Origin of the sequence: Micromonospora sp. NPDC048169, from assembly GCF_040652815.1 — a bacterium.
GTDB lineage: Bacteria > Actinomycetota > Actinomycetes > Mycobacteriales > Micromonosporaceae > Micromonospora.
In genome coordinates this window covers 1-24,241 of sequence record NZ_JBEZMS010000058.1, presented here as the reverse complement: position 1 = coordinate 24,241, position 24,241 = coordinate 1, and the positions used below count along the sequence as shown (strand labels likewise).

The 24,241-nt window shown below is 72.4% G+C and carries 37 protein-coding genes, 1 tRNA gene and 2 pseudogenes; 19 read left to right on the top strand and 21 right to left on the bottom strand.

Features of this window, described 5'->3' with window-relative positions; genetic code table 11:
- Positions 1 to 146: 146 nt before the first annotated feature.
- Both AB0D28_RS28530 and AB0D28_RS28525 read right to left on the bottom strand, forming a co-directional pair.
- Positions 147 to 1,229, bottom strand: a complete 1,083-nt coding sequence (locus tag AB0D28_RS28530; RefSeq protein WP_357390795.1) for an NAD-dependent epimerase/dehydratase family protein — start codon at positions 1,227 to 1,229, stop codon at positions 147 to 149.
- 36 nt (positions 1,230 to 1,265) lie between these two features.
- On the bottom strand, positions 1,266 to 1,487 hold the full coding sequence (locus AB0D28_RS28525) for a hypothetical protein (protein WP_357390793.1): 222 nt from the start codon (positions 1,485 to 1,487) through the stop codon (positions 1,266 to 1,268).
- Between the two features lie 25 nt (positions 1,488 to 1,512).
- Between AB0D28_RS28525 and AB0D28_RS28520 the strand changes: the two genes are divergently transcribed.
- Positions 1,513 to 1,896, top strand: coding sequence for a DUF6223 family protein (locus AB0D28_RS28520; RefSeq protein WP_357390791.1), 384 nt, complete (start codon positions 1,513 to 1,515; stop codon positions 1,894 to 1,896).
- 66 nt (positions 1,897 to 1,962) lie between these two features.
- On the opposite strand, the gene AB0D28_RS28515 is transcribed toward AB0D28_RS28520, so the two are convergent.
- Together AB0D28_RS28515 and AB0D28_RS28510 are read right to left on the bottom strand one after the other, a co-directional pair.
- A complete protein-coding gene (locus tag AB0D28_RS28515; protein WP_357390788.1) occupies positions 1,963 to 2,625 on the bottom strand; it encodes a response regulator transcription factor in 663 nt (220 codons plus the stop codon).
- Complete coding sequence (locus AB0D28_RS28510) at positions 2,622 to 3,776, bottom strand: sensor histidine kinase (RefSeq protein WP_357390786.1); 1,155 nt, start codon at positions 3,774 to 3,776, stop codon at positions 2,622 to 2,624. The genes AB0D28_RS28515 and AB0D28_RS28510 overlap by 4 nt, the downstream gene beginning before the upstream one ends.
- 132 nt (positions 3,777 to 3,908) lie before the next feature.
- On the opposite strand from AB0D28_RS28510, the gene AB0D28_RS28505 reads away from it, so the two are divergent.
- A tRNA-Lys gene (locus AB0D28_RS28505) sits at positions 3,909 to 3,983 on the top strand.
- Between the two features lie 197 nt (positions 3,984 to 4,180).
- On the opposite strand, the pseudogene AB0D28_RS28500 reads toward AB0D28_RS28505, so the two are convergent.
- The 3 genes and pseudogenes from AB0D28_RS28500 to AB0D28_RS28490 form a co-directional block, all read right to left on the bottom strand.
- Positions 4,181 to 4,675: pseudogene (locus AB0D28_RS28500) on the bottom strand (site-specific integrase); the annotation flags it as partial.
- Between the two features lie 273 nt (positions 4,676 to 4,948).
- Positions 4,949 to 5,242: pseudogene (locus tag AB0D28_RS28495) on the bottom strand (Arm DNA-binding domain-containing protein); the annotation flags it as partial.
- Between the two features lie 32 nt (positions 5,243 to 5,274).
- Positions 5,275 to 6,081 carry a helix-turn-helix transcriptional regulator gene (locus tag AB0D28_RS28490; RefSeq protein WP_357390784.1) on the bottom strand — a complete coding sequence of 269 codons (807 nt, stop codon included), beginning with the start codon at positions 6,079 to 6,081 and terminating at the stop codon, positions 5,275 to 5,277.
- Positions 6,082 to 6,085: 4 nt separating this feature from the next.
- Here AB0D28_RS28490 and AB0D28_RS28485 point away from each other — a divergent pair, with 4 nt between their 5' ends.
- The 16 genes from AB0D28_RS28485 to AB0D28_RS28410 all read left to right on the top strand — a co-directional run bounded on the left by AB0D28_RS28485 (position 6,086) and on the right by AB0D28_RS28410 (position 17,177).
- Positions 6,086 to 6,307 carry a helix-turn-helix domain-containing protein gene (locus tag AB0D28_RS28485; protein WP_357390782.1) on the top strand — a complete coding sequence of 74 codons (222 nt, stop codon included), beginning with the start codon at positions 6,086 to 6,088 and terminating at the stop codon, positions 6,305 to 6,307.
- Between the two features lie 313 nt (positions 6,308 to 6,620).
- Complete coding sequence (locus tag AB0D28_RS28480) at positions 6,621 to 8,939, top strand: DUF3987 domain-containing protein (RefSeq protein ID WP_357390780.1); 2,319 nt, start codon at positions 6,621 to 6,623, stop codon at positions 8,937 to 8,939.
- Complete coding sequence (locus AB0D28_RS28475) at positions 8,936 to 9,433, top strand: hypothetical protein (RefSeq protein WP_357390778.1); 498 nt, start codon at positions 8,936 to 8,938, stop codon at positions 9,431 to 9,433. Before AB0D28_RS28480 ends, AB0D28_RS28475 begins: the two co-directional genes overlap by 4 nt.
- On the top strand, positions 9,430 to 9,630 hold the full coding sequence (locus AB0D28_RS28470) for a hypothetical protein (RefSeq protein ID WP_357390776.1): 201 nt from the start codon (positions 9,430 to 9,432) through the stop codon (positions 9,628 to 9,630). The genes AB0D28_RS28475 and AB0D28_RS28470 overlap by 4 nt, the downstream gene beginning before the upstream one ends.
- Positions 9,627 to 9,950 carry a hypothetical protein gene (locus AB0D28_RS28465; protein WP_357390774.1) on the top strand — a complete coding sequence of 108 codons (324 nt, stop codon included), beginning with the start codon at positions 9,627 to 9,629 and terminating at the stop codon, positions 9,948 to 9,950. The genes AB0D28_RS28470 and AB0D28_RS28465 overlap by 4 nt, the downstream gene beginning before the upstream one ends.
- Positions 9,947 to 10,567 carry a hypothetical protein gene (locus AB0D28_RS28460; protein ID WP_357390772.1) on the top strand — a complete coding sequence of 207 codons (621 nt, stop codon included), beginning with the start codon at positions 9,947 to 9,949 and terminating at the stop codon, positions 10,565 to 10,567. The genes AB0D28_RS28465 and AB0D28_RS28460 overlap by 4 nt, the downstream gene beginning before the upstream one ends.
- Entirely contained in the window at positions 10,564 to 10,998 is a 435-nt protein-coding gene (locus AB0D28_RS28455) for a hypothetical protein (protein WP_357390770.1), read from the top strand. Before AB0D28_RS28460 ends, AB0D28_RS28455 begins: the two co-directional genes overlap by 4 nt.
- Positions 10,995 to 11,420, top strand: a complete 426-nt coding sequence (locus AB0D28_RS28450) for a helix-turn-helix domain-containing protein (protein ID WP_357390768.1) — start codon at positions 10,995 to 10,997, stop codon at positions 11,418 to 11,420. The genes AB0D28_RS28455 and AB0D28_RS28450 overlap by 4 nt, the downstream gene beginning before the upstream one ends.
- Positions 11,421 to 11,435: 15 nt before the next feature.
- Positions 11,436 to 11,708, top strand: a complete 273-nt coding sequence (locus tag AB0D28_RS28445) for a hypothetical protein (RefSeq protein ID WP_357390766.1) — start codon at positions 11,436 to 11,438, stop codon at positions 11,706 to 11,708.
- 17 nt (positions 11,709 to 11,725) lie between these two features.
- The gene (locus AB0D28_RS28440; protein ID WP_357390764.1) at positions 11,726 to 12,586 is read left to right on the top strand and encodes a hypothetical protein; all 861 of its coding nucleotides are present in this window, start codon (positions 11,726 to 11,728) and stop codon (positions 12,584 to 12,586) included.
- Positions 12,586 to 12,759 carry a hypothetical protein gene (locus AB0D28_RS28435; RefSeq protein WP_357390762.1) on the top strand — a complete coding sequence of 58 codons (174 nt, stop codon included), beginning with the start codon at positions 12,586 to 12,588 and terminating at the stop codon, positions 12,757 to 12,759. Before AB0D28_RS28440 ends, AB0D28_RS28435 begins: the two co-directional genes overlap by 1 nt.
- Positions 12,756 to 12,926 carry a hypothetical protein gene (locus AB0D28_RS28430; RefSeq protein WP_357390760.1) on the top strand — a complete coding sequence of 57 codons (171 nt, stop codon included), beginning with the start codon at positions 12,756 to 12,758 and terminating at the stop codon, positions 12,924 to 12,926. Before AB0D28_RS28435 ends, AB0D28_RS28430 begins: the two co-directional genes overlap by 4 nt.
- Before the next feature lie 3 nt (positions 12,927 to 12,929).
- Complete coding sequence (locus AB0D28_RS28425) at positions 12,930 to 13,271, top strand: HNH endonuclease signature motif containing protein (RefSeq protein WP_357390758.1); 342 nt, start codon at positions 12,930 to 12,932, stop codon at positions 13,269 to 13,271.
- Between the two features lie 167 nt (positions 13,272 to 13,438).
- Positions 13,439 to 13,810, top strand: a complete 372-nt coding sequence (locus tag AB0D28_RS28420; RefSeq protein WP_357390756.1) for a hypothetical protein — start codon at positions 13,439 to 13,441, stop codon at positions 13,808 to 13,810.
- Positions 13,807 to 14,052: a hypothetical protein gene (locus AB0D28_RS28415; RefSeq protein WP_357390754.1), complete on the top strand. Its 246-nt coding sequence runs from the start codon at positions 13,807 to 13,809 to the stop codon at positions 14,050 to 14,052. The genes AB0D28_RS28420 and AB0D28_RS28415 overlap by 4 nt, the downstream gene beginning before the upstream one ends.
- 275 nt (positions 14,053 to 14,327) lie before the next feature.
- Complete coding sequence (locus tag AB0D28_RS28410; protein WP_357390752.1) at positions 14,328 to 17,177, top strand: phage tail tape measure protein; 2,850 nt, start codon at positions 14,328 to 14,330, stop codon at positions 17,175 to 17,177.
- A gap of 4 nt (positions 17,178 to 17,181) precedes the next feature.
- Here AB0D28_RS28410 and AB0D28_RS28405 read toward each other — a convergent pair whose 3' ends face one another.
- The 14 genes from AB0D28_RS28405 to AB0D28_RS28340 all read right to left on the bottom strand — a co-directional run bounded on the left by AB0D28_RS28405 (position 17,182) and on the right by AB0D28_RS28340 (position 23,682).
- Positions 17,182 to 17,649, bottom strand: a complete 468-nt coding sequence (locus AB0D28_RS28405; protein WP_357390750.1) for a hypothetical protein — start codon at positions 17,647 to 17,649, stop codon at positions 17,182 to 17,184.
- A 152-nt stretch (positions 17,650 to 17,801) separates the two neighbouring features.
- Entirely contained in the window at positions 17,802 to 18,050 is a 249-nt protein-coding gene (locus tag AB0D28_RS28400) for a hypothetical protein (RefSeq protein ID WP_357390748.1), read from the bottom strand.
- Between the two features lie 144 nt (positions 18,051 to 18,194).
- A complete protein-coding gene (locus tag AB0D28_RS28395) occupies positions 18,195 to 20,213 on the bottom strand; it encodes an FtsK/SpoIIIE domain-containing protein (RefSeq protein ID WP_357390746.1) in 2,019 nt (672 codons plus the stop codon).
- Positions 20,214 to 20,215: 2 nt separating this feature from the next.
- Entirely contained in the window at positions 20,216 to 20,410 is a 195-nt protein-coding gene (locus tag AB0D28_RS28390) for a hypothetical protein (protein WP_357390744.1), read from the bottom strand.
- Complete coding sequence (locus tag AB0D28_RS28385) at positions 20,410 to 20,712, bottom strand: hypothetical protein (RefSeq protein WP_357390742.1); 303 nt, start codon at positions 20,710 to 20,712, stop codon at positions 20,410 to 20,412. Before AB0D28_RS28385 ends, AB0D28_RS28390 begins: the two co-directional genes overlap by 1 nt.
- 17 nt (positions 20,713 to 20,729) lie before the next feature.
- Entirely contained in the window at positions 20,730 to 20,879 is a 150-nt protein-coding gene (locus AB0D28_RS28380) for a hypothetical protein (protein WP_357390740.1), read from the bottom strand.
- Entirely contained in the window at positions 20,876 to 21,070 is a 195-nt protein-coding gene (locus tag AB0D28_RS28375; protein ID WP_357390738.1) for a hypothetical protein, read from the bottom strand. The genes AB0D28_RS28380 and AB0D28_RS28375 overlap by 4 nt, the downstream gene beginning before the upstream one ends.
- 3 nt (positions 21,071 to 21,073) lie before the next feature.
- Positions 21,074 to 22,024: a hypothetical protein gene (locus tag AB0D28_RS28370; RefSeq protein ID WP_357390736.1), complete on the bottom strand. Its 951-nt coding sequence runs from the start codon at positions 22,022 to 22,024 to the stop codon at positions 21,074 to 21,076.
- Positions 22,021 to 22,362: a hypothetical protein gene (locus AB0D28_RS28365; RefSeq protein WP_357390734.1), complete on the bottom strand. Its 342-nt coding sequence runs from the start codon at positions 22,360 to 22,362 to the stop codon at positions 22,021 to 22,023. The genes AB0D28_RS28370 and AB0D28_RS28365 overlap by 4 nt, the downstream gene beginning before the upstream one ends.
- Positions 22,359 to 22,538 (bottom strand): hypothetical protein, encoded by a 180-nt coding sequence (locus tag AB0D28_RS28360; RefSeq protein WP_357390732.1) that lies wholly within the window; start codon positions 22,536 to 22,538, stop codon positions 22,359 to 22,361. The genes AB0D28_RS28365 and AB0D28_RS28360 overlap by 4 nt, the downstream gene beginning before the upstream one ends.
- Positions 22,535 to 22,768 carry a hypothetical protein gene (locus AB0D28_RS28355; protein WP_357390730.1) on the bottom strand — a complete coding sequence of 78 codons (234 nt, stop codon included), beginning with the start codon at positions 22,766 to 22,768 and terminating at the stop codon, positions 22,535 to 22,537. Before AB0D28_RS28355 ends, AB0D28_RS28360 begins: the two co-directional genes overlap by 4 nt.
- A complete protein-coding gene (locus AB0D28_RS28350; protein ID WP_357390728.1) occupies positions 22,765 to 22,929 on the bottom strand; it encodes a hypothetical protein in 165 nt (54 codons plus the stop codon). The genes AB0D28_RS28355 and AB0D28_RS28350 overlap by 4 nt, the downstream gene beginning before the upstream one ends.
- Entirely contained in the window at positions 22,929 to 23,399 is a 471-nt protein-coding gene (locus AB0D28_RS28345; protein ID WP_357390726.1) for a hypothetical protein, read from the bottom strand. The genes AB0D28_RS28350 and AB0D28_RS28345 overlap by 1 nt, the downstream gene beginning before the upstream one ends.
- A gap of 118 nt (positions 23,400 to 23,517) precedes the next feature.
- Positions 23,518 to 23,682 (bottom strand): hypothetical protein, encoded by a 165-nt coding sequence (locus AB0D28_RS28340; protein ID WP_357390724.1) that lies wholly within the window; start codon positions 23,680 to 23,682, stop codon positions 23,518 to 23,520.
- Between the two features lie 105 nt (positions 23,683 to 23,787).
- Here AB0D28_RS28340 and AB0D28_RS28335 point away from each other — a divergent pair, with 105 nt between their 5' ends.
- Positions 23,788 to 23,985: a hypothetical protein gene (locus tag AB0D28_RS28335; RefSeq protein WP_357390722.1), complete on the top strand. Its 198-nt coding sequence runs from the start codon at positions 23,788 to 23,790 to the stop codon at positions 23,983 to 23,985.
- The last annotated feature ends 256 nt before the right edge of the window (positions 23,986 to 24,241 follow it).

The window sequence follows — 24,241 nt, the reverse complement described above, 5'->3', positions numbered from 1 at the left end:
GTCGCAGAACCAGATACCGGAGACCTCTTCAGTTGTCGATCACCGCCACACCCTGACCTCGACGCTGCCAGCCCGACTTACGAAACACGCCTTAGGACGCGAACTCCTTGATCATCGGGGCGCGGGCGGGGTGGGGGTGGGGTGGGTCAGTAGGGGTTGGGGTGGCCGGGGAGGTGGCCCCGGGTCAGGGCGGCGGGGCGACCGGGGAGCGCCGGGTCCGGGGACAGCGGCGGGGAGTCGGTGCCGGCCCGGTTGGCCATACCGGCGAACAACTCCTTCAGGGCGGTCACCGTGTCGACGGCCGGGGCCCAGCCGAGTTCTGTCTCGGCGCGGTAGCTGGACATCAGCGGCACGTTCAGCGCCAGGTCGACCCAGCCGGTGTCGACCGGTTGCAGCCGCGCCCGCCAGGTGACCGCCGCCGCGGCGCGCAGCACCGGAGTCGCCACCGGCAGCGTCCAGCCGTGGAAGTGCCGGGCCACCAGCTCCGGCGTCAGCACCGGGTCGGCCGCCACGTTGAAGGCGCCGCTCGCGTCCCCCAGAACCGCCCGGGCGTACGCGTCCGCCACGTCGTCGGCGTGCACCGCCTGCATCCGGAGTCGCCGGTTCGCCGGCACCAGCGGAATCCGGCCGTACCGCAGCAGGCGCACCGGCACCAGCGGGCCGAGGAAGTAGCGGCTGATCTCCGTACCGGCCTCCCGCTGGAAGATCAGTCCGGGCCGCAGGCGTACCACGCGCAGCCTGGGGTGCTCCCGTTGCACGCCGTCGAGTAGTGCCTCCACCTCCGCCTTGTCCCGGCTGTACGACGACGTGTCCACCCCGGTCGCCGGCCAGTTCTCGCTGACCGGGTGGTTCTTCGGGCCGGGCGCGTAGGTGCCGACGGATGAGGCGTACACCAGGGCCGGAACGCCGACCCGGACGGCGGCTTCGATCACCGCGCGGCTGCCGCCGACGTTGGTCCGGTAGAGCGTGCGCCGGTCGTGGCTGGGCTGGATCTGCCAGGCCAGGTGCACTACCGCCCTCGCCCCGGCGAAGATCCGGACGAGCTGGTCGGCGGCGCCCGGTGCGCCGATGTCGCAGGAGTGCCACTCGACGTCGTCGTACGGTTCACCGGCGTCCGGCCCGGGCAGCCGGCGGGCCACGCCGACCAGTTCGGTGCCCGCCTCCCGCCGCAGCCGGCGCAGCACCGCCGTCCCCACGTTGCCGGTCGCCCCCACGATCACGATGCGCATGGTCGTGCCGTACCCACTGGATCGGGCAGCAACCGCTCACGGACGGGGGTTCGTGCGTACCCAGCCCTTCTCGCGGTCGCGGCGGCCCACGGTGGCGGCCAGGCAGCGCGGGCAGAGCCAGCCTTCCGGGTCGGCCTCGGTGAGCACAACCCCTGGGGTACGCGGGCCGAGCGCGTACTCCCGTGGTGGTAGCCCGGTCGACGACTCCGGGACGACGACCGGCGGCGGTGCGCGTCCATACGCTGCCGCCGTCACCACTTGCCACGACCCCGAGGAGTCCCAGATGCCGATCCGTCACCTGCTCGCCACCGCAGTCGTCGGGGAGTTCGCCCCGGCCGCGCACACCACGCTGGCCGCCGGGGGCATCGGCGGCTCCGGCCGGGTCGGGGCCACTGTCTTCGCCGTGGTGGCCCTGGCCAGCGTGGTCGTCGGCGGGCTGGCCCTGAGCCGCTCCCGCCGCGGGCCGGGTGAGGGCCGCGTCCAGGCCCTGGTGGCCGCCGCGGCAGGAGTGGTCGGCCTGGTCCTCAGCGCGTGGCACCTGGCGCTGACCACCGAGGGTCTCGGCAGCGGCCAGGGGCGTGCGGGCGCGGTCGCCGGGGTGGCGTTCGGGCTGATCGGGGCGGTGCTGGGCGGCCTGGCGCTGGCCCGTTCCCGCCGCACCGCCTGACCGGGTCGCTCGTCCGTCCCGGCGGCTCGCGTCGGCCCGGTCGCTCGCGCAGGCCGGGCTGCTCCTTCAGGAGGCGGTGAGCCAGCCGGGCACGGTGAGCCCCGACTCGTACGCGAGCACCACGAGCTGGGCCCGGTCCCGTACCCGCGTCTTGGTCATGATCCGGCTGACGTGCGTCTTCGCGGTGGCCGGGCTCAGCACCAGGCGGGCCGCGATCTCGTCGTTCGACAGGCCGGCGGCGACCAGGGCGAGCACTTCCCGCTCCCGTTCGGTCAGCGCGTTCAGCCGGGGGCCCGGGTCCGGGTGCCGCGTGCGGGCGGCGAACTCGGCGATCAGCCGGCGGGTGACGGCCGGGGCGATCAACGCGTCGCCACGGGCCACCACCCGTACGCCGTGGATCAGCTCCGCCGGCTCGGTGTCCTTGACCAGGAAGCCGCTCGCGCCGGCCCGCAACGCGCCGTAGACATAGTCGTCCAGGTCGAACGTGGTCAGGATGATCACCCGGGCGTCGGTGCCGGCGACGATCTCCCGGGTGGCGGCGAGCCCGTCCAGCAGCGGCATCCGGATGTCCATGAGAACGACGTCCGGCCGCACTTCCCGCGCCAGCCGTACCGCCGTGGCGCCGTCTGCGGCCTCGCCCACCACCTCGACGCCGTCCTCGCCGTCGAGGATGGAGCGAAAGCCGGCGCGCACCAAAGTCTGGTCGTCGGCGAGCAGCAACCGGATCACGTCGTCTCCCCCAGTTCCGCGCGTGGCCCCGGGACCGGCAGCGGGGCGGCCCGCAGCGGCAGGCGGGCCCGCACCAGGAACCCGCCGTCCGGGCCGGGCCCGGTGGTGAGCGAGCCGCCCAGAGCCCGGGCCCGCTCGTCCATGCCGAGGATCCCGGTCCCGGGCGGCCCGGCGGGACCGGCGCCGTCGTCCGCCACCTCCACCACCACCTCGTCGCCGTCCGGCACGACCCGGACCACCGCCGTGGTCGCGCCCGCGTGACGGCTCACGTTCGTGAGCGCCTCCTGGACGATCCGGTACGCGGACAGATCCACCTCCGGCGGCAACGGCCCGGTACCCGTCACCTCGGTACGCACCGCCAGCCCGCAGCGCCCCGCCGCCGTGACCAGCTCGCCGAGGCGGTCGAGACCGGGCGCGGGATCACTCGGCGTCGTACCCTCCTGCCGGAGCACGCCCAGCGCCGCCCGCAGCTCGCGTAGCGTCTCCCGGCTCGTCTGCTTGATCACGGCGAGCGCCTCCGCTGACCGCTCCGGATCGGGCCGGTGCAACGCGGCGCTCGCCTGCACGCTGATCAGCGAGAGGTGGTGGCCGAGCAGGTCGTGCAGCTCGCGGGCGATGCGCAGCCGCTCCTCGGTGGCCCGGTGGCGGGCCTCCTCCTCCTTGCGCTGCTCCGCTGCGAGCACGCGCGCCTGCACCTCGGCGAGATAGGCCCGCCGGTTACGGGTCACGCCGACGATGACCGCGACGAGCCACCCGGCGTGCAGCAACGTCGCCCCGTTCCCGCCGACACCGGTCCGGGTGTAGCTGTCGGCGACGGCGAACGAGACGACCGAGGCCAGGCCGAGCCCCACCGCGACCGCGAGGTGCCCCTCGTCGACGACCGTGTAGAGCGCCACGACGAACACCAGCATGATCGGCCCGGGGCGGTGCAGCAGAGCCCCGTACGCGGCGACAGCGGCCAGCGCCACTGCGCCCACCGCCACCGGGTATCGCCGACGCAGGTAGAGCGCGGCGGAGGAGGCGAGGACGACAAGCAGCGCCACGATCTCGGCAGTGGTGTCGATGCCCTCCGACTGCACCATGAGGCCGAGCAGGGCGACCAGGGCAACGGCGGGCACCAGAGCGGTTCGCGCCCAGCGCCAGCTCGACATTGTCGAAGCGTAGCGGTCCGCGGACGCAGCGGAGGGCCCCGAAGTGGGGGTCGTGTCGTGCCGGAAGGGCGGTCGGGAGGGTCGATGCGCGACGCACGCCGGGCTGATCGAGTTCGGGTAACCTGTGCGTGCGGGCCGCTAGCTCAATGGCAGAGCTGTGGACTTTTAATCCATAGGTTCCGAGTTCGAGTCTCGGGCGGCCCACCAGCTTTACCAGCGTGAACACCCTCGCCGGACGCCTCGGCGGTCTGTGGATTCGCCGAGGTGGTCACCGACTGGTCACGGCGGTTGCGCGGCACCAGGGCGGCGGCAGCCTCGCTCGCGGCCTTCCCGACCCCGCCGAGAAGGTGCGAGTACGTGTCGGCCGTGATCGAGATGGACGAGTGACCCAGCGTCTTCGAGATGACGCCCATGTCGACGCCGGCCGCCAGGCGCAGCGACGCGGCGCCGTGCCGGAGGTCGTGAAGCCGCACCCGCCGGACGCCGGCAGCCTTCACCAGCTCGGCGAAGCGCTTCGTGACCGCCGTAGTCGGCACCAGCGGGGTTCCGTCCTCATGGGCGAAGACCAGGCCGTGCTCGACGTACGCCTCGCCCCACTCGCCGCGCTCGGCATCCTGGGTGGCCTTGTGCGCGGTCAGCACCGCCACCGTGGCCCTGTCCAGATCGACCATGCGCGCCTCGCCTGACGACGTCTTCGGCGGTCCGAAGTGCAGACCGCGATGCCCGTCCTCACAGTACGGGCACGGGTGCGGCCCCGAAACCTCCACGATCTGCTGACGTACGACGAGCTGCCCCGCGCCCAAGTCGACGTCATCCCACCGCAGCCCGCACGCCTCGCCGCGGCGCAGGCCGGTCGCGGCCACCAGCTCGAACAACGCCGAGAGGCGATCCTCGGCCACCGCGTCGAGAAACGCGCCCAGCTCCTTCGGCTCCCACGGGCGCACCTTCGGACGCGGCGCCGCCGGCAGCTCTACCGACTTCGCCGCGTTGTAGGTGACGAGCTGCTGCCGCACGGCACTCGACAGTGCCGTGCGCAAGGTCGCGTGGATCCGGCGGACGGTGGCCGCCTTGGGCGCGTTCTCCGCCTTCCCGATCTTCCGCAGCATCGACGAGACGTGACCCGGGCGGAGGTCGCGCAGCCGGATCTTCCCGAGGTGCGGCACGAGGTAGTCGCGGATGTGGTGGCGGTAGGTCCGCTCCGTGGTCGGCCGCAGCCCGCCGGCCACCTTGTCGTCGATCCACTCGGCCAGGTAGTCGGCGAGCGTCTTCCGCTCGTCGTGGTGGTACTGCCCGACGCTGACCCGAGTCACCAGCGCGGCGAGCGCCGTGGACGCCTCATCCTTGCTCGGGAAGCCGCCTTTCTTCTGCTGCTGGCGGCGGCCGGCGCGGTTCTCGCCCAGGTCGGCAACGTAGTACCACGTGCCGTGCTTCTTCGGGCACGCCGGCTTGCCCTTGACGCCGGTCACGCCATGCGGACACCGCTTGAAGACGCTTCCCTTCACGAGCCGCCCCCAGGTACGCCCGGCTCGGGCGGCGTGATGCCGTAGTCGACCATCCGTTGGCGGATGAACTGCACGGCTTCCTCCGCCTCCGCTGCGGACTCCTCGGCCCACCGCAAGAGCTGGGCAGCATCACCATCGCCGGCGGTAGCACGGGAGCGGAGCGCGCCGACCTTGGCGCGTGCGTGCCACAGTCGCCGATTGGCCTGCTCGTAGTCGCTGAACAGGCGGATCGGCAGCCGGTTGGCGCGCTCCCGCTCGAGGTGCTCTGTACTGCCGAGCGCCACGATCGGGTTGTCTCCCTGCCCGCCGAACCACCGAACGGCCACCCAGGTATCGACGCTCCCCTGGCCGATCCACTCCGTCACGGCCGAGCGGCCGAGCGGGAACACCAGCAGGGCGGGCACCGTGTCGAGTGCGTCGGCGAGCACCACCAGCTCGTCGACGGTCACCTCCCGTCGGCGTTTCCCCGTCTTAGCGTCACGCCTGCCGGTCTCGATGTTGGCGATGGTCGCTCCGGTCAGCGGGTAGCCGCGCTCGGCGCATCGCTTTGCCAGCTCGTCTCGATTGAGCCCGCTAGCTCGGCGAAGTCGTGCGACCTCTTCGGCCACGACATCACTCAGCAAGATCCCTCCCATGTCGATTCGACGTGTCAGCGAATGCTTGCACGTCGGCTTGACGTCCGCAAGCGTCCGATCTACCGTTTGCCCGTACCGGTCGATTCGATGCCGTACCGCTTGGTGTCGCGCAGGATCGACCTCCCCTCGTGTCGCATCGACATGGACGGAGAAGGCATTGGCGATCAAGGAGATGAGCCGAGAGGAACTGCTCGCGCTCCCGGTGACGTTCGACATCGTGGTGGCAGGCCGGGCCTGCGGAATGGGCCGGACGACGGCGTACGAGCTGGCCAAGCGGGGAGAGTTCCCCGTCCGGGTGCTGAAGCTCGGCAATCGGTACCGGGTCACCCGCGCCGACCTGCTGCGGTTCCTCGGCGAGGCAGACGCGGAGCTGCTGGGAGCGCGGGCCGCATGACCCAGACACGACGAACCCCCGGCGGCGGGCAGGCATCCGGGGGCTCATCTCAGCTCATGTCGGCGAGCAGCACCAGCGTAGCTGACCTGCCCGAACTTCCGCACGCCCGCGCATACGCTGCGCCGCCGTGCCGCGGCCGGTCGCTGTGGCTCGTCATGGTGCTCACCTGCCCCCGCTGCGGCACCTCCCACGCTCACCGCGTCGGCGAGACGGCCCGGCTGTTCTCCCGCCGCATCACGAAGTGCTGCCCGGTCACCGGCCTGATGTACCGGCTCGGCCCCGTCCAGCGTCGCAAGCAAGCAAGGAGCCGAGCGTGACCCCTGCCATCGACCGCGTCATCGACGCGCTGCGCGACGCCACCGGCCTGGTCCGCCAGTCCGGCGGCCAGTGGCAGGCACGCTGCCCCGCGCACGAAGACCGCAACCCGAGCCTGTCCGTGACGCCGATCGAGGGCAGCGTGCTGGTTCACTGTCACGCCGGCTGCGACCTGGTCGACGTGCTCGCCGCGCTCGACATGACCACGCGCGACCTGTACGACGAGCCGCGCGGCGGCGAGCTGGCGCGCTACCAGTACACCGACGCCGCCGGACGGCCGACCCGGACCGTGCATCGACTCGACGGCAAGCAGTTCAAGCAGTCCGGCGACAAGCGGGTGCCGCAGCTCTACCGACTGCCCCGCGTCATCGAGGCCGTGCACGCCGGCCGCCCCGTCTACCTGGTTGAGGGTGAGAAGGACGTCCACGCCGTCGAGTCGCTCGGCGAGGTCGCCACCACCGCCCCGATGGGCGCGACCAACTTCGGTCAGGTCGACGTGGCGCCGCTGCGCGGCGCCCAGGTAGTCGCCGTCGTCGACCGCGACGCCTCCGGGCAGAAGTGGGCCGCCGAGGTGGTCAACCGGCTGCACGGCTACGCCGCCGACCTGCGGCTGGTTGAGGCCGCCGCGGGCAAGGACGCCGCCGACCACATCGCCGCCGGCCACGGGCTCGACGAGCTGCGGCCGGTCGACATGGACGAGCCCTGGCCTACCCCCGTTCGCGTTGACGAAATTGACAGAATCCCGCTCCCGGAGGGCGTCGGGCGGTACCCGGCCGCGCTCTGGACGTTCGTGGACGCCGTCACCGAGGCACTCCAGGTGCCCCGGGACATGCTGTTCCTGCTTGTTCTGTCAGTTTTGTCAACGGCATCCGGGGGTCGCTGGCGCGTGCGCGTCGCTCCCGACTGGACCGAGACGCTGTCCATCTACGCCGTCGGCATCATGGAATCCGGCGAGCGGAAGTCCGCCAGCATCAAGGCCGCCGCCGCCCCGCTGTACCGCTTCGAGGCCGCGATCAAGGCCGAGCGCGGGCCGGTCATCGCCGAGAAGCGGGCGCTACGTGACCTGCGCGCCGCCGACGTCGAGCGGCTGAAGCGCGAGGCACTGAAGGGCAAGGTCGACGAGGGCGAGTACATCAAGGCCGTACAGGCGCTCGACGAGGCGATCGTGCCGGCCATGCCGCAGCTGCTCGCCGACGACGTCACGCCGGAGAAGCTCGGTGGGCTGATGTCCGAACAGGGCGGCCGGATGGGCGTCATGTCCGCCGAGGGCGGCGTGTTCGCCATCCTCGCCGGGCGCTACAGCGGCGGACAGCCGAACATCGACCTATTCCTGAAGGCTCACGCAGGCGACCCGACCCGCGTCGACCGCACCAGCCGGCCGCCGCTGGATATCCCCGAGCCGTTCCTCGCGGTGGGTCTGACCATCCAGCCCGCGATCCTTGAGGGCCTGGCCGAGACGCGCGTCTTCCGCGGCTCCGGCCTGCTCGCGCGGTTCCTGTACGCCATGCCCCGCACCATCATGGGGCGCCGCAACCTCGACCCCGAGCCCGTCCCGGCCGACGTCACCGAGGCGTACGACCAGGGCGTGCAGCGCCTCGCCGACGTCGCATGGTCCGCCGAGGACGTCGCCGAGCTGACCCTGTCCACCGAGGCGGCGACGCTGCTGCGGGCGTACCGGGAGGACCACGAGCCGCGTCTCGATCCCGAGTACGGCGACCTGGCACACGTCGCGGACTGGGGCAGCAAGCTTCCCGGCCACCTGGTGCGCATCGCCGCCCTGTTCACCCTGTTCACCAACGCCCACGCCACGCTCATCACCGGCGAGGCGATGGCCGCCGCCATCGACCTGGAGCCGTACCTCGTCGACCACGCGAAGACCGCGTTCGACACCATCGGCGGCCGGCGCTCGCGCAACAGCCGCCCGGCCAAGCTGCTGGCCTGGATCCGACGCAACCGCGTCGAGCGGTTCACCCTGCGCGAGGCGCAGCGCGGCGTGCAGGGGCAGGCGTGGGTGGACAGCGCCGACGACGTCCGCGAGGTCGTGCTCGACCTGGAGGACTTCGGATGGGTGCGCCGCACCGCCGAGCCGAAGCGGGCCGGGCGGGGGCGGCCCAGCGAGCGCTACGACGTCAACCCCGAGGCGCACCGCGCCCGCCGCAGCACCCCGAATCGTGCTGACAGAAATGACAAAACCCCGGTCGGAGAGGCCGCCGGACCCCTTTCCGTCATTTCTGTCACTGCGATCGGGGGGTCTACGAACGCGCACCCCGCACCCGTCCAGCGCACCCCGAGCAGCGAAGAGGAGTGGTCGGCGTGACCATCGCCAACCTGATCGACCAGGCCCGCGCCGCCGGGCTGCGCATCCACACCGACGACGGCGTGAAGCTCACCATCCGCGGTCCGCAGGAGGCCGGCGACCTCGCCCGTGCCCTGCTCGACCGCAAGGCCGACGTGCTCGCCGAGATGGCCAGCAACCCCGGCCCCGATCACTGGCTCGTCGCGAGCCGAGCGCTGGGGCGGCCGATGGCGACGAGCGCGCCCGACCTGCACACCTGCAACGCCATCGTCACCGACACGATCTCCGGCAAGCCCATCCGCCTGGACCGTCGCGGCTGCGTCGCCTGCCAGGACGTCCCCCCGGCTGCGGACGAGCTGCCCTCGCCGAGCACCGGCGAGCCCGTCCGCCGGACGGCCCCGGCACCGCCCACGCAGCCCTGCGCCGCCGGGGTGACGGCCTGCGGCGCTACCCCCGCCCGGCCGTACCCCTGCGGCTGGCGATGCGAGCAGCACGCACCGGAGGCCACCCGATGACCTACGGCGACAACATCCGCGACGGCGCCGCCGAGGCGTTCGCCTTCTGGCTCAGCCAGCACCAGGTGACCGTGCCCCAGGTCATCGAGGACGCCGCCGAGCGCGCCATCACTAGCTGGCTCAACGCGCACACCGACGAGCTGGCCGAAGCCATCGCCGCGAAGCTGCGGCCCATCGACCCGGAGGCCACCCGATGACGACCAACACCGACGTCTGCTGCGGCCAGCGCCAGCCCGGCACTCCCGGCGCCGCGCTCGTGAACGCCTGCCAGCTCTGCCCGAACTCACCGACGTACTGGCGCGACCAGCCGCCTAGCGACACCGCCACCTCGCCGGTCACCCCGGAAGCGTCCGCCCCTCGGGCCGACCACTCGGGCGGGCTGAACTGGTCGAGTCACGCCACCGGCGATCCCCTGCCGTGCCGCATCTGCCGCAAGCCGGCGTTCATGCGCGACGGGGAAGGCCGCCCCTGTCACAAGGTCTGCGCGGAGCGGCACGCACCGGAGGTCGCTCGATGACCCCCACGCTGGCCCTGGAGCGGATCATGCTCTCGCCGCAGTGCGGGGAGATCCTCGCCGCCGTGCGCGCGGCCACCCCGGCGGCGCTGCTCGACCAGCTCGACGCCGCCGCCAACGACGCCACCCGGGCCGCCATCGAGGCGACGGCCCTCACCGGCGGTGCCGCAGTGACCGCCGCCCCGGCGGCGGCCGTGCCGGGCTGGCTGCGCCTCGGGGTGCTCGACGCCCTCACCCGGTGGGCTGACGGCACGGGCTCGACCTGCCGGCACAGTCCGCGACCCGACCGGCCCGAGCCCGTGCTGGCCGCTGCGTGGCGTCCCGGGTTGGTGACGTGCTGCCACTGCACGCACCTCTGGCGGGTCGGCCGGGAGGCCAACCTGACGTGCGACGGGTGCGGACGGGTGTGCGAGCCCGAGTCGATCAACCCGGCCATGACTCAGATGGCCGGACTGATCTTCATGTACGGAACCTGCGCCGACTGCCGACCGGCGATCACCCCGGATCCCGGCCCGCTGAGTCGGCCGGAGACGGCCGAACAGGACCACCCGAGGGGTACGGGAAGGGTCCGACCGCGAGGCTCACGCGGACACGGCCGGGGGCGAGGTGCCCGGCGGTGACCATCCACTGCGTCCTGTGTCCCGCCGCCGAACCGACCGCGCTGGCCGCGCTGTCCCACGGGTGGACGTACCGGGTGCTCCCCGAGCCGGTCACCTACCGCAGCATCTTCTGCGGCCCGATGCTCCCCACGCCGGCCGGAGAGCACAGCGTGTGCGCCACCTGCTCGGCATGGCTGGCAGACCACCGCGACCGGATGCTGCCGGTGGCCGTGCTCGACGCCATCGACGCCATCATCGCGGCCGGCGTCGAGCTGCACCCGGCCACCGAGCGGCGGCTACGGATGGAGCTGATCGGCATGGTGCGACACCTCGCCGACGCCCTAGCCGCCCCTGGCACCCTCCCCGAGGCCGCCCCCGCCGGGAAAGACCGCCGGGAAGGACCGCGCAGATGGCCGCAACCTGGCGACTTTGCGCGGGAGGTGGACGAGTGAGCGCACCTCGCTTCCGGCCACCGGAGAGCTACGTGCACGGGCTCGACGGGCCGTCGGTGGTGGTCCCCGCCCGCGTCGCCGCGTGGCTGGAGCGCAACGCCCGGCTACGGGATCTGCGCACCACCCACCGCGGCGCGGACCCCGAGGTCGACGCCGTGCTCGTCGCCCTGGCCCTCACCGCGCAGATGTGGCGCCAGCGGACCGGCGTGAGTTCCGATCAAGGAACTGACCAGCGGAAAGAGGCGGAACCGGGCCCATGCTGCGACCTGTCCACGACGGAAGCGGCTGACCGGCTCAACATGACCGACCGGGGAGTCCGCGCCGCCATCGCCCGCGGCAGCCTCACGGCTCACCGCGACGGTGACCGGTGGCGCGTCGCCCCGGAAGACCTGGAGCACTACCGGGCCGGCCGCGCAGCCTGACCAGCAGGGAGCGCCATGCCACCCGACCCGCGCAGCCTCCAACGCCGACTGTTCGGCCTGCCCTCCGGCGCCGACGCCACCACCGCCATCAGCTACCGCGACGCCGCGGATCGCGTCGCCGGCATCGACGACCCCGTCCAGCTCGACGAGCTGATGAACCGGGCCGCCACCGCCGGCGACGCGATGCTGCTGCGCGCTGCCCTCGCCCACGCCTACCAGCACGGCTGGCGCTCTCTCGTGACCACCTACGGCGGCGCCGCCGCCGACGAGCTGCTCAACGCGGCATGACCCCGAACGGAGACACCGTGACCACCACGACCAGCACGCCCGCCGACGCCCTGCTCGCCGCCGTCCGCGCGGCCACCCGCCGGCCCGTCGTCGACCAGGCCGCCATCGACAAGGCGCTCGACGCCTTCGCCGAGGCCACCGACGGCGACATCAGCGCCGTCCGCGCCGCCGCCCGGGAGATCGTCCGACGCCACAAGCAGGGACTCGGCTACGGCGGCAACGCCGGTGGGCCACGCATGGCCGCGCAGTACATGTGGCAGCTCGCCCTCGCCGCCGACCAGGTCGGGCAGACGTGGGAGCGACACGACGAGCTGGCCGCAGCCGAGCAGGAACTGGCCCAGCGGGAGCAGGACCACCGAGCCGCGCTCGCCGAGCTGGAGCAGGCCGTGAAGGCCGGCGACGTCGACCAGGTGATGAAGCTGCGCGGCGAGGTGGAGGTGAAGCACCCGACACGCATCGCCGAGGCCCGCACGGCGGTGCTGGAGCTGCGCATCGAGCAGGCCCGCATGTGGCAGGGCGGCGGCGCCGAGCGCGGGGCCCGTGCCCTCCGGCTGCTGGCCGAGGCTCAGGAGCGCCACGCCCAGCTCGCCGCGCAGATCGCGCAGGCCGCCGAAGACATCAACCTCGCCCGGCTGGAGCACGCCGAGGGCATGCAGGCCACGGCCCGACTCGACAGCGAGGCCAGCGCCCTCCAGGCCGAGCTGTCCACGCTGAAGACCACCCACGAGCGGGAGATGCAGGCCCGACTGCGGCGCATCGCCGGGCTGCCCGAGCTGGAGGTGGAGCCGACGCCGGAAGACCGGCGGGTGCTCGTGCTCGGCACCACGGTGCGCGCCGACGCCCACGACTTCACCCCGAGCACGGCGGGCAGCCTCTGATGCCCGGCGACAAGGCACACGCTCAGGCCAACGCCCAACTGCGCCGGCTCGGCTTCCCCGAGATCCCGCCGCCGCCCACCACCAAGCAGGAGCGGGCCGCCGCCCGCGTCCGGCGCATGGGCCTGGTGCCCGTGTGCGACCAGCAGCCGACCACCACACAGGAGGCGTCATGAGCAGGTGCCCGCACTGCGGCCGAGACACCACGATCGAGCCGGCCGCCCCGGCCGGAAGTCTCGCCCGCGGCGAACAGCTGTTCCGCGAGCGACGGCAGGGCGTACGCATCGAGCGCGGCGCCGACCTGCCGCCCGACGTCACCCCGCAGCGTCCGGATGCGGCCTGACCGATGCGGCGAGCGCTGAAGGTGTGTCCGGTCGCCGGGTGCCCGGAGCTGGTCGACAAGGGCCGGTGCGCCCGTCACCGCAGGGAAGCCGACCAGCGGCGAGGCACGGCCGCCGAGCGGGGTTATGACCACCGCTGGCGGCAGACCCGGGCCCAGGTGTTGCGCCTGTTCCCGACGTGCACCGAGGACGGCTGCGCCGAGGCGGCGACGGAGGTCGACCACATCGACGGGCTCGGCCCGCGCGGTCCACGCGGCCACGACCTGACCAACCTCCGCGCGTACTGCAAGCCGCATCACTCGCGCCGGACTGCGCGGGATCAGCCGGGCGGGTGGGCGCGGCGGTGACGACTACGCGTGGTAACCGGCCGAAGGTAACTGTCCGCGACCGGGAGCAAGGGGGTGGGGCCACACCCCAAAAGCCCTGGTCAAGTAGCACCGCCGGTGAGGTGCCTCGGTGGCCGCGCGCCCTGGAACAAGTCGACCTATCGACCGACCGTAACGGAGAGTGAGACATGTCGGAGAAGGTGACTCCGCCGATCGACCTGCGTGACCCGGGCCGCCGGCTCTGGCACGCCATCACCGGCGAGTACGACCTCGACGAGCACGAGCTGGCGCTGTTGGTGGAGGCCACCCGAACCGTGGATCTGCTCGACGAGCTGGAGCGGCGCATCCGTCTGGACGGTGCGGTCATCGAGTCGCCGCAGGGAATGAAGGCGCACCCTGCCGCGGTGGAGGCCCGGCAACAGCGGATCGCGCTGGCGCGGCTCATGGCGGCGCTGCGGATGCCTGCCGGCGACGAGGGCGACCAGGTGCAGGGCCGCCGTCCGCAGCGGCGCGGCGGGACTCGTGGCGTGTATGGCATCCGGGGCGGGAAGGCGTCGTGAGGCGGCGCGGTGAGTCCCTGGGCGACCTCGGCGACGTGCCTGACTGGCTGCGGACGTTCGATCACGCCGCGTGGGTCGACGAGCGGGAGACGCCGCCGGACTGGTGGGCGCATGGTGTGCCGATGTGGCGGCTGCTCGGGGCGCGCAAACGGTGGCAGGCGGCCGGTCAGGCGTGGCTCGACGAGCGGGGCCGGCGGGCCGACTGGTACGCGCTCACCCGCCCGTCGGTGGCGCCACGATGAGGCGGCGGGAGCCACCCAAGCCGGTCCGGTCGGGCGGTGAGGTTCCGCTGTGGGTGAGGCAGCTCAACTACGGGCTGATGCACGTCACCGGTCGCCCTCTGTCCGCCCCGATCGACCTCTGCGAGGCGCTGCCGCGCCTGCGGGCTGCGCGGGCGCAGTGGTGCGCGGAGAACGGCTGCTATCGGGCTGGGAGGTCATGCAAGGAGGCTTTCGGCGCGGTGCCGGGGGCGTGTCGGGTGGCCGGAGGGCCTGCCCGCGAGGCGGAGGGGTAGGGCATGGCATTGCGTACGGTAGGCGTCCGCCTGGCGGCGGAGGTGGCCGGCTTCCGGGCCGGTATGCGGCAGGCCGGGGCGTCGGTCGGGGAACTGCGCGGGGAGCTGGACCAGGCAGCCCGGGCCGGGCGGCTCGACGCGCTCGCTGACCAGGCGTCGCGGATGGGTCTGGTCATGGTGGCCGGATTCGGCGCCGCGGTGGCGGTGACGGCGAAGTTCGACAAGCAGATGTCGGAGGTCGGCGCCGTCGCCAACGCGACCGGCAAGGACATGGAATTGCTGCGGCAGGCCGCGCTCGACGCGGGTAAGGCGACCGCGTTCTCCGCGACGGAGGCGGCGAAGGCGGAGGCCGAGCTGGCCAAGGCCGGCTTGTCGACGTCGCAGATCCTTGGCGGGGCGCTGACGGGCTCGCTGGCCCTCGCGGCCGCCGGGTCGCTGGACCTGGCCGAGTCGGCGGACATCGCGGCGAAGACCATGAACGTGTTCAAGCTGCGCGGGTCAGACGTCGGGCACATCGCTGACGTACTGGCGGCGGCGGCCAACAAGAGCGCCACGGACGTGCACGAGATGGGCGAAGCGCTCAAGCAGGGCGGCCTGGCTGCCAACGGTGCCGGGCTCTCGCTTGAGGAGACGGTGGGCACGCTGTCTGCCTTCGCTGACCGGGCGCTCGTCGGCTCTGACGCCGGCACGTCGCTGAAGACGATGCTGATGATGTTGCAGGCGCCGACGGACAAGGCCAAGGCGCTGATGGATCAGCTGGGCATCGCGGCGTACGACGCGAACGGACAGTTCGTCGGGACGGTGGCCCTGGCTGGGCAGTTGCAGAAGACGCTGGGCGGCCTGACTCAGGAGCAGCGCAACGCAGCGTTGGCGCAGATCTTCGGCGCTGACGCGATGCGCGCGGCGAACGTGCTCTATGAGGTCGGGGAGGTCAAGCTCCGCGACTACGTGAGCGCCGTCGACGACCAGGGCGCCGCCGCCGACGTCGCGGCGAAGAAGATGGACAACCTGGCCGGTGACGTCGAGAAGCTCAAGGGTTCGCTGGAGACGATGGCCATCGAGGCCGGGTCGGGCTCGACGTCGGGCCTGCGGATGCTCGTGCAGACGGCGGACAACCTGGTCGACTCGCTGGCGTCGATACCGGCGCCGGTGCAACAGGGCCTGGTGGCGGTGGCCGGGTTCGGTGGGGCGACGCTGCTCGCGGCGGCCGGAGCGGCGAAGCTGCATGCGGCGACGACCCGGGCCGGCTCGGAGCTGGCCGCGCTCGGGCCGCGTGGCGAGAGGGCCGCCCGTGGGTTGGACCGGGCCAGCCGGGCCGCGGGCCGGGCTGGGGTGGCGTTCGTGGCGCTGGAGGTCGCCGGGGCGGTGCTGGCCACCACTCAGGACGACCTGAACCCGCAGATCGACGCGATGGCCAAGGGCCTTGCGGAGTGGGGCCGGACGGGCAAGCTGGCCGGCGAGTCCGCGCGGGTGCTGGGCACCGACATGAAGGACTTGGGGGTGGGCTTCAAGTTCCTTGCGGACACCGACAACGGGCGTCGGCAGACGACCAGGTTCATGCAGGACATGCTGGAGAAGACGCCGCTGCTCGGGCAGGCGTTGCAGGGCACGAACACCTCACTCGCTCGGACTCGGGAGCGCGTCGACGCGATGGACCAGTCGCTCGCGCAGATGGTGCAGAGCGGCAACGCCAGCGACGCCGCCGCGTTCTTCGATCGGTTCGCCGCCTCGCAGGCGCAGTACGGGGTGTCGGTCGACGAGGTGAAGGCGAAGTTCCCGGCGTACGCGGCGGCGCTCGAGTCGACGGGCAAGGCCGCGCAGGGCACCGCCGGCGGGATCGGCCAGGTGGGCGCGGCGTCGGTAGCGGCGGCCCAGGATGCCGACAAGCTCAAGCAAGCCTTCGATGCCCTTTTCGGCGACGAGATGTCGTACGACAAGGCGGTGCTGGCGTACAAGCAGGGCATCGCCGACGTGAAGGCGGAGCTGCGTGACGGCACCCGGACACTGAACGACAACACGCAGGCCGGGCGGGACAACGTCGCTGCGGTGCTGGAGCAGGTCGACCGGATTAAGGCGCTGCGGGATGCCCGGCTGGAGCACGGGGCGACGCTCGACGACGCGAACGCCAAGTACGTCAAGGACATCGACGGGCTGCGGCGCACGATGCTGCAGGCCGGGTACACCAAGGACGAGGTCGATCAGCTGATCGGTAAGTACCGGGCGGTGCCGGGGGATGTGTCGACGAACGTGTCGGCGCCGGGGACCACGAAGGCGACTGGTCAGGTCCAGGACTTCAACTTCGCGGTCCGGAGTGTGCCGCCGTCGAAGACGGTGCCGTTCTGGGCGACGACGGCGGAGGCCCGGGCGGCGGTTGACGCCCTCAAGTCGAAGATCAACGAGTTGAAGGACAAGCACATCTACATCTCCGGCACGGTCCGCTGGACCAGCACCGGAGATCTGAAGGTGCCCGGCGGCACCCAGCTGAAGGGGTTCCGGCACGGTGGCATCGTCGAGCACGCCGCGTCGGGGCTGCTGCGGGAGGCGCAGATCGCGGCGCCGCAGGGCCCGGCCCGGTACGCGTGGGCGGAGCCGGAGACCGGTGGGGAGCTGTTCGCGCCGCGGTTCGGGGACATGAACCGGACGCGGGCGCTGGTCGGATACGCGATCGAGAACTGGTGGGGCGGCTGGCAGCGGTTCGCCCCGTCCGGCGGGGCGGGTGGGCAGGCCGGCGGTCAGGTCACGTACGACAACCGGATCACGGTGCAGCCGCGGCAGGCGAACTTCACGGTGCACGACCTGACGGCGCTTCAGCAGCGCCAGGACGCGCTTTCGCGGGTGGGGAGGCCACGGTGAGGGGTCAGGTCAGGCCGAGCGCGATGACGTCGCTCAGGTCCGACTCCTTGAACTGCACCTTCCCCCGGTTGGCCACCTCGACGCCGTAGATGCCCTTCCCGCTGGGCACGTCGGGCACCTTGAAGCTGAACAGGCATTCGGTGGCCCTGGTCGGATCGTCCGGGTCGATCTGCGGCTGTCCGGCGTCCAGCCGGCCGATGCCGAGGTTGACGCCGGCCGGGTCGGTGACGACCACCTGGGCGCCGGCCTGAAGGTCGTCGTGGCTGTCGCGTCCAGCGCACTGGAGCGTCGTTTCCGACCAGGTGAAGGTAGGGAGCTTCAGCGTGAAGGTGCCACGCACGAGCAGCGGCGCCTGGGCCGGGGTCGGAGTCGCGGGCCGGCTCTCGGCGGCCGGCTCGGCCTCGTCGCCGCATCCGGCGGGGGCGAGCAGCAGCACAGCGGACAGCGCGACGGCGGTACGTGCTCGGGTCATCCCGGCAACGTACCGCCGTCGATCAACGTGCTGGCCGGATCGTCGGCTGGTGGACACCTACCGCCCGGCCAGCGCCCCGGCGAGGGCCGCCCCGAACATGGCGGCGACGACCAGGGCGACGAGCACCAGGGCGACGGTGCGGCGGTGGCGGCTCACCGGGCCACCCCCGCGTCGCGGTGCACCCGCCGGGCGCGGTTCCACAGCCGCCGGCCGTACCGCAGCCGCTTGCCCGTCGACGAGCACCAGCGGCACGGGCGGGACAGCTTCCGCTTGCGCTTGCTGCGGTGGTGGCCCTTGCCGTCGCACAGCCAGCAGTCGCGGAACGGCCGGATCGCGCACGACAGCGCGTAGCCGGCGAGGACGACCAGGATGATGCCGGTCGCGGTGATGGTGCCTCTCACGATGCCTCCCCAGGGGCGGAAATGCGGGCTGCGGCGGGGGTGCCGCGACCACGCGACCAACGGGTGTCTGTGCTGGTGGTGGCCGGTCGCGGCAGTGGTCGCGGAAGTGCGACCGGGCTGCGTGCCGCGACCGGCCACCGCGACCTACTCGGCTTCGATCTCGCGCCGCTGCTGCGCGGCGTCCAGCGACGCCCGGCGGGCGCCCTTGATGTTCTTCCGGCCGACCTTCACGTCCATCGAGTCGACGCCGTACCGGGCGAGCGACTCGCGGACCATGTCGGCGGTGATCCCGGCGTACATCTCCGGCCAGCCGGCGGCGAGCCGCTCGGCGAGCACCGCCCACGGCAGCCCCGACTCGCCGGGCTGGAGCACCGACCGGGCGTCAGCGAGCATGTCCCGCGCCTCAACCCGCTCGACGTCCTCCCCGACGACCTTGCCGCGCAGCTGGGCGGCGCGGGCGATGATCGCGGCGTTCTCCTTGTCGCTGGGGAAGAACGACCGGACGCTGCCCGGCTTCTCGATGCCGGTCACCACGCCCCACCCGGCGTCGACCCGCGGCCGGTACACCGTGGCGGACAAGCCCCGCTTGTACGCCCCGGTACCCAGGATCATGTCGTTCTCGACCTGGCCGCCGACCGACAGGCACCACCGGACGGTGACACAGCGGGTGATGTTCGGCGGGACGCTGTCCCGGTCGGCGATCTGCGTGGCCAGCACGAGGATGATGCCGAGCGCTCGGCCGCGCTTGGCGACCCGCTCGGCTGCGTCGGCGGCGTCCGGGTACGCCAGGAACAGCTCGTGCACCTCGTCGAGCAGGATGAACACCGGGTGCAGGCCCGACCCGTGCTTGCCGGCCAGCTCCGGCGTGACCTTGCCCAGCGGCGCCTCGCCGCGCTCCCTGGCCCGCTTGATGCGCTGCCCGCGCCGCTCGCACTCGGCCAGCGCCCACGTCAAGACGTCCCGGCCGGTCTGCAGGGCCTCGTCGTCGACACCACAGGCGTACGTGCTGCACAGCGGCGCCATGTCCAGGAAGTCCCCGGTGCCCTTGAACTCGGCAATCTTCATCTCGACGGTCGGGTCCAGCAGCGCGATGTCGGCCAGGTCGCGGGCCGCGTACGACTTGCCGGAGCCGGGCTGCCCGCCGATGAGCACGTTGGACTCGAACAGGGTGATGAAGATCGGGCGCTGCCGGGCGTCGGTGCCGAACGGCTGCGGCTCGAAGAAGCTGGTCCGCGCCGTCGGCGAGGTGAGCGCCCACCGCGGCTGACCCATCTTCGACGCCGGGTATCGGCCCACCCACAGGTCGACCTGCCCGGGGTGGTCGGGGCCGACCTCCGGCCACACCTGGTCAACGGGCAGCCGCAGCGCGGCGGCCAGATTGTCGCGCTTCTCCAGCACCGTCGTGGCCACGATCGCGCCGGGCAGGTTGAACCGGGCCAGCCAGCCCGGCCCGTCGGCGTGCACGCCGGGCGGCGGGAACGTGAGCTGTCCGGGCTCCTTGACACCGATGGACATGGCGACGATGGCGGCCCGCACCTGCTCGGCGGTGAGCTTGGTGAACGGGGCCTTGGTCACGGTCCGGTCCACGATCGGCTTGTCGACCGGCCGCCCCAACCTGGCCGCCACCAGCACCAGGGCGGCCACCACGCAGTACCACCCGACCGGCGGCATACCCGCCAGCTCGACGGCGACGAGCAGCGCCACCAGGGCGACGAGCGCGGCGCCGACAACCCACCACCGGGCCGCGGACGACCGCTCCCGGCGCTTGTCGAGCTGCTGCCAGGTGTGCGGGTCGTTCTTGTTCGCGGCCTCCTGCCGCAGGTGGAAGTTCTCCCGGCCGCCGACCGCCCACCAGGTCACCGACCCGACCGCGCGGGCGGCACCACGAGGCGCGTACAGCGCCACCTTGGCGGCGTACTTCGGGGTGCGGGTGAGGTGGTACAGGGCGGTGTGTCCGCCGTAGCCGACCGACCAGCGCGCCAGGGCCCGCCGGCCTTCCTGGTTGCGCAGCACCGCGGGCACGATCGGCCGCCGGCTGTCGGTGCGGCTCACGACGTCGGCGAACGTGGCCTTGCGGTCCGGGGCGTCGACCGGCCCGCCAACCTGGTCGGCCTCGATGGTGTGCCGCTCGTCGTCGTACTCGTCGAACGGGATGACGGTCATGGTCAATACCTCCCGGAAGCCTGCTCGGCCAGGTTGGACACCCGCACCGCGGCGACGTCGAGCAGCTCACGGCGGGACATGGTGGGTTCGTCGGTCAGTTCCTTGTCGATGAACGCGGCCAGGGCGTGCAGTCCGCCGGCCACGGCCCCGAGCCGCGTCAGCAGCTCGGGGCACGTCGTGCAGTCGTTCTCGGGCATCAGTGCTTGTCCCGCACGGCATCGACGCGGGCGCGCCCGGCCTTGGTGGGCAGGTAGTGCCACTGCGCGTCCACGACCTGCATGTAGGTGTGGTCGGCGCAGACCGTTGCGCGGAGCAGCGTGTTCAGTCCGGCGTGCCCGAACACCGGGTGCAGGGGGACGTCGAGGTGGCCGGCGATCTGCTCCCGGGTGCGGTGCCCGGCCACGATCGCGGCCAGCACGTCCCGGTACTCGTCGGTGTCGACGAGGCTGGTGTCGCCCCGAACGGTGAGGTCGGGGTCCGTCTTGCTAAGCATGCCCATTCGGGGCTCCCTCGCGCTCATCGGCGGGCCTCCTGACGACGACGCCGTACGTGGAAGGCGACACTGACCGCCGCCGCACCGATGCCGGTGACGATCGCGGTGGTGGTGTGCCCGGTCAGGAGGGCCGCCACGGAGACGGCCGCGAGGATGGCGGAGAGGGTGCTCACTTCGACTCCTTCCGCTTGAACGTGCCGTCCTTGCCGGCCAGCACCTTCGCCGAGTTGATGCCCCGGGCGGTGAGGCGGGTGCCCTTGCCGGTGACGACCTCGTACGTGTGGTTGTTGTCGGTCGCCTGACGGCGGCGCGCCTCTGTGTGGGCCTTCTTCTTCTCGTCCGGGGTCCGGTCCTTCCAGGCCATCGGTCAGCGCTCCTGTCCGGTGCGCAGCGCCCGCTCGTGCCGGTAGAGCTGGTCGACCAGGGCGGTCGACGCCTTCCACCGACGCGCGGTCAGCGCCTCCCGCATCCGCCGGCGGAACTCCCGCAGGCTCGGCGGGTTCTCGTCGACCTCGGCGGCGGCGTAGACCTCGGCGGCGAGCAGTTGCAGCGCCTTGTCGTCGGGCGTGCCGTAGCCGTCTCCGCTCGCGCCGCCGGGCGTGCCACCTGCGGCGATAGCCGGTGCGGTTATCGAGTCCAGCAGCGTCCGAATGTCGTCGTCGGAGATCAGCCCGAACGACGGCAGCTCACCGTCCGGCACGGTCCCGCCGTCGTCGGCACGGTCCCGCAGCGCCTCCTCGTAGGAGCGGCGGGCGTCGTCAACCTGGGCGTGAGCCCGGACGCGGGAGCGGTAGTCCCGGGCGGTGTGCTCCGCCCCGACCTGCTCGCTGATCGCCTTCACCTCGTCGATGGCGCGGGCCACCGCGACGGCGTCCCGACCTCGGGAACGGACGATGTCGACCTTGCGCTGCGCGTCGGCGGTGATCCGCACGCCTGCCGTCGACAGGGCCATCTGCAAGGTCAGCTTGCCGAGCACCGGGATGACCGCCCCGATGACGGCGATGGGCACGGTGGTGGCGGTCAGGCCGTGAACGAGCACCGCGGCGACGGACACGGCCAGCAGCAGCCAGCCGAGCAGGGCTGGGGTGCGGGAGGCGGACGCGGACCGGCGGTGCGCCCGCTCGTGGAGCATCGCGGACACCCACACCAGGTCGAACAGGGCTCCGGCGCTGTAGGCGACCCACGCGGGCGCCTGGGTGGTGAGCAGGCCGCCGACGGCCACCAGGGTCCAGGCGACGGCGAGCGCGGTGAGGGCGATCGGCAGGCCCCACAGGACGCCGGTCTGTACGGCGTTCAGGGACTTGGCGCGTGCGGTCATCGGGTCGACTCCTTCTCGTTGCTCGGGGCCGGCACGGTGACGTGGGACTTCACCCAGACCGTGCGGCCGGTGTCCGGGTGCCTCGCGCTCGCCTCGTACGGCTGCCACCAGCGGTCACCGGAGTGGATCGGGTGCAAGCTCAGCGCCGGGTGGGGCAGGTTCAGGAACGCCGCCCACCGGTCGACGGCGTTCCGGTCGTCGTCGTCGAGCTGGATCAGCAGCGTGGCCCGGCTGACGTCGTCGTCACGGCCGATCTGCACGTAGAACGGCACGGGCAGGTCGAGGCTGATGCCGGCGGCCACCAGGGCGTACGCGGCGCGGCGCGGGTCGAACGTCATCGGGTCAGCTCCTTCTCGCGGCCGGCGGCCTGCCGGCGCTGCTGGGCGCGGATCTCGGCGGCGGTGGTGTCGGCGTGGCTCTCGCTGCTGCGCCGGGCGAGCAGGAACGGCGTGAGCATCACGGCCGGTCCGCCCACCAGGACGGCGGTCAGGGCCAGGGCGGCGGTGTCGGTCATCGCGCACCCCCCGCGTGCTGCTCGACGGCGGACTCGAACGCCGCCCACGTGGCCGCGTGACGCGCCTCGTGGTCGACGTGCGCCCGCTCGATCACCTGCAACGCCTGCTCGGCGGTCACCGCGCCGGCCCTCACGGACTCGACGGCCGCGGCCACCGCGACCCGCAGGTCAGCGGCGAGAAACGTCAACTCCACGTAGTGCGGCAGACGGTTGTCGACGAAGTGGCTCATCGCGCACCCCCCGCCCACACCGTGCTGACGCACATGCCGGCCGCGCCGACCTGCTCGCCGGTGCACGGGTTGTCGTGGTGGTTCTGCATCGCGGCGAGCCCGGCCAGGGCCGTGCACACCAGAACGGTGCGCACGACCAGGCGGTTGATCCGGGCGGCCATCAGTGGTTACCGCCGTCGACCAGCTCGGCGGCGGCCAGCAGCGCAGCGGCCAGGCGGCGGGCCTCGGCCGGCGAACCCGTCCAGCCCTGCACGCCCTCGCCGCCCGCGAAGTCGCCCGACGGGCCCTCGGCGACGGTCAGGACCACCCGGGGCGCGGTGATGACCTCCGGGCCGTTCTCGCCCACCTCGGTGGTGCTCTCCACGTACACGGTGGCGGTGGCCGGGTCGGTGACGGTGCTCGGGTCGACCGCGGTCATCTCGGTGACGATGCGCTCGTGCACCAGCCCGATCGAGAAGCCCTCGCACTCGGTGATGTGGCCGCGGTGGTCCTTCGAGCACCACGGCGGGCAGCCGGTGCGGATCGCCTCGGCGGACGCCGAGCGAGGGCGGGGGATCGACGCCAGGTCGGTGGTGTCGACGTCGCTGAGACGCGACGACGGCGGGACGGGCGCAGAGGCCATAATGGTCATGGGTCGACTCCTTCGCAGTCGATCAAGGGCCCGGAGCTACAGGTGGTTGCACACCTGCCGGGCCCGCTTTGGTTTTGTGGGTGGCGGGACCGGCTCCGTTGCCGGCCCCGCCGGGGGCCTAGCTGATGGGGTCGTAACCGATCCGGTCGACCAGGGCGTCGTACTGCCGGTTCAGCCCCGCCAGGACCGGCGAACCGGCGGGCAGGGACTTGACCCGCTGCGCGATCCGGACGGCCTTGTCGATGTCCGTCTGGCTGGTGTTCGCCTTGGCGGTGACCTTCATGTCTGCCCCTCCGTCGCTCTCGGGTGTAGCTACACCCTAGCCGCTTGTGTAGCTACACCGCAAGGGGATAACCTCTGGTCAACTTCGATGACGGGAGAGCGGGACATGGCACCGACCAGAGGCACGCCGACACGGCCCGTACGGGTCGACCTCGACGAGTGGGAGCGATTCGGGGTGGCGGCCAGGAGCCAGGGCGCCGACAGGTCGTCGCTCATCCGGGAGTTCATGCGGTGGTACCTGCGGCTGCCCGGCGCGAAGCTGCCGAAGCGACCCGAGGTCACGCCGACGCCGGCCACCGAGTAGGGCGGCAGGTGGTCACAGACTGGCCACGGACCCGCCGAGATGGTCACGACAGTGCCGTCATGATCCGGCACAACGCATAGCCAGCAAGCAGGCACAACGCAGGGCCCCGTCATTGTCCGTCACCGGACGACACGGGGCCCTGCTCACTTTTAATCCATAGGTTCAGGGTTCGAGTCCCTGGCGGCCCACTCAACAGCGCATCTGAGCTGCGGGAACGTCGACCGAAGATCATCGGGCACAACCAGGGCACAAGTCA

What these genes read in the sequence shown, in the direction of transcription:
- AB0D28_RS28530 (WP_357390795.1), bottom strand. Translation starts at nt 1,229, where the DNA reads ATGCGCATCGTGATCGTGGGGGCGACCGGCAACGTGGGGACGGCGGTG.
- AB0D28_RS28520 (WP_357390791.1), top strand. Translation starts at nt 1,513, where the DNA reads ATGCCGATCCGTCACCTGCTCGCCACCGCAGTCGTCGGGGAGTTCGCC.
- AB0D28_RS28510 (WP_357390786.1), bottom strand. Translation starts at nt 3,776, where the DNA reads ATGTCGAGCTGGCGCTGGGCGCGAACCGCTCTGGTGCCCGCCGTTGCC.
- AB0D28_RS28485 (WP_357390782.1), top strand. Translation starts at nt 6,086, where the DNA reads ATGAGCCGAGAGGAACTGCTCGCGCTCCCGGTGACGTTCGACATCGTG.
- AB0D28_RS28470 (WP_357390776.1), top strand. Translation starts at nt 9,430, where the DNA reads ATGACCTACGGCGACAACATCCGCGACGGCGCCGCCGAGGCGTTCGCC.
- AB0D28_RS28465 (WP_357390774.1), top strand. Translation starts at nt 9,627, where the DNA reads ATGACGACCAACACCGACGTCTGCTGCGGCCAGCGCCAGCCCGGCACT.
- AB0D28_RS28460 (WP_357390772.1), top strand. Translation starts at nt 9,947, where the DNA reads ATGACCCCCACGCTGGCCCTGGAGCGGATCATGCTCTCGCCGCAGTGC.
- AB0D28_RS28445 (WP_357390766.1), top strand. Translation starts at nt 11,436, where the DNA reads ATGCCACCCGACCCGCGCAGCCTCCAACGCCGACTGTTCGGCCTGCCC.
- AB0D28_RS28435 (WP_357390762.1), top strand. Translation starts at nt 12,586, where the DNA reads ATGCCCGGCGACAAGGCACACGCTCAGGCCAACGCCCAACTGCGCCGG.
- AB0D28_RS28430 (WP_357390760.1), top strand. Translation starts at nt 12,756, where the DNA reads ATGAGCAGGTGCCCGCACTGCGGCCGAGACACCACGATCGAGCCGGCC.
- AB0D28_RS28425 (WP_357390758.1), top strand. Translation starts at nt 12,930, where the DNA reads ATGCGGCGAGCGCTGAAGGTGTGTCCGGTCGCCGGGTGCCCGGAGCTG.
- AB0D28_RS28420 (WP_357390756.1), top strand. Translation starts at nt 13,439, where the DNA reads ATGTCGGAGAAGGTGACTCCGCCGATCGACCTGCGTGACCCGGGCCGC.
- AB0D28_RS28410 (WP_357390752.1), top strand. Translation starts at nt 14,328, where the DNA reads ATGGCATTGCGTACGGTAGGCGTCCGCCTGGCGGCGGAGGTGGCCGGC.
- AB0D28_RS28405 (WP_357390750.1), bottom strand. Translation starts at nt 17,649, where the DNA reads ATGACCCGAGCACGTACCGCCGTCGCGCTGTCCGCTGTGCTGCTGCTC.
- AB0D28_RS28395 (WP_357390746.1), bottom strand. Translation starts at nt 20,213, where the DNA reads ATGACCGTCATCCCGTTCGACGAGTACGACGACGAGCGGCACACCATC.
- AB0D28_RS28390 (WP_357390744.1), bottom strand. Translation starts at nt 20,410, where the DNA reads ATGCCCGAGAACGACTGCACGACGTGCCCCGAGCTGCTGACGCGGCTC.
- AB0D28_RS28385 (WP_357390742.1), bottom strand. Translation starts at nt 20,712, where the DNA reads ATGGGCATGCTTAGCAAGACGGACCCCGACCTCACCGTTCGGGGCGAC.
- AB0D28_RS28375 (WP_357390738.1), bottom strand. Translation starts at nt 21,070, where the DNA reads ATGGCCTGGAAGGACCGGACCCCGGACGAGAAGAAGAAGGCCCACACA.
- AB0D28_RS28370 (WP_357390736.1), bottom strand. Translation starts at nt 22,024, where the DNA reads ATGACCGCACGCGCCAAGTCCCTGAACGCCGTACAGACCGGCGTCCTG.
- AB0D28_RS28365 (WP_357390734.1), bottom strand. Translation starts at nt 22,362, where the DNA reads ATGACGTTCGACCCGCGCCGCGCCGCGTACGCCCTGGTGGCCGCCGGC.
- AB0D28_RS28360 (WP_357390732.1), bottom strand. Translation starts at nt 22,538, where the DNA reads ATGACCGACACCGCCGCCCTGGCCCTGACCGCCGTCCTGGTGGGCGGA.
- AB0D28_RS28355 (WP_357390730.1), bottom strand. Translation starts at nt 22,768, where the DNA reads ATGAGCCACTTCGTCGACAACCGTCTGCCGCACTACGTGGAGTTGACG.
- AB0D28_RS28350 (WP_357390728.1), bottom strand. Translation starts at nt 22,929, where the DNA reads ATGGCCGCCCGGATCAACCGCCTGGTCGTGCGCACCGTTCTGGTGTGC.
- AB0D28_RS28345 (WP_357390726.1), bottom strand. Translation starts at nt 23,399, where the DNA reads ATGACCATTATGGCCTCTGCGCCCGTCCCGCCGTCGTCGCGTCTCAGC.
- AB0D28_RS28340 (WP_357390724.1), bottom strand. Translation starts at nt 23,682, where the DNA reads ATGAAGGTCACCGCCAAGGCGAACACCAGCCAGACGGACATCGACAAG.
- AB0D28_RS28335 (WP_357390722.1), top strand. Translation starts at nt 23,788, where the DNA reads ATGGCACCGACCAGAGGCACGCCGACACGGCCCGTACGGGTCGACCTC.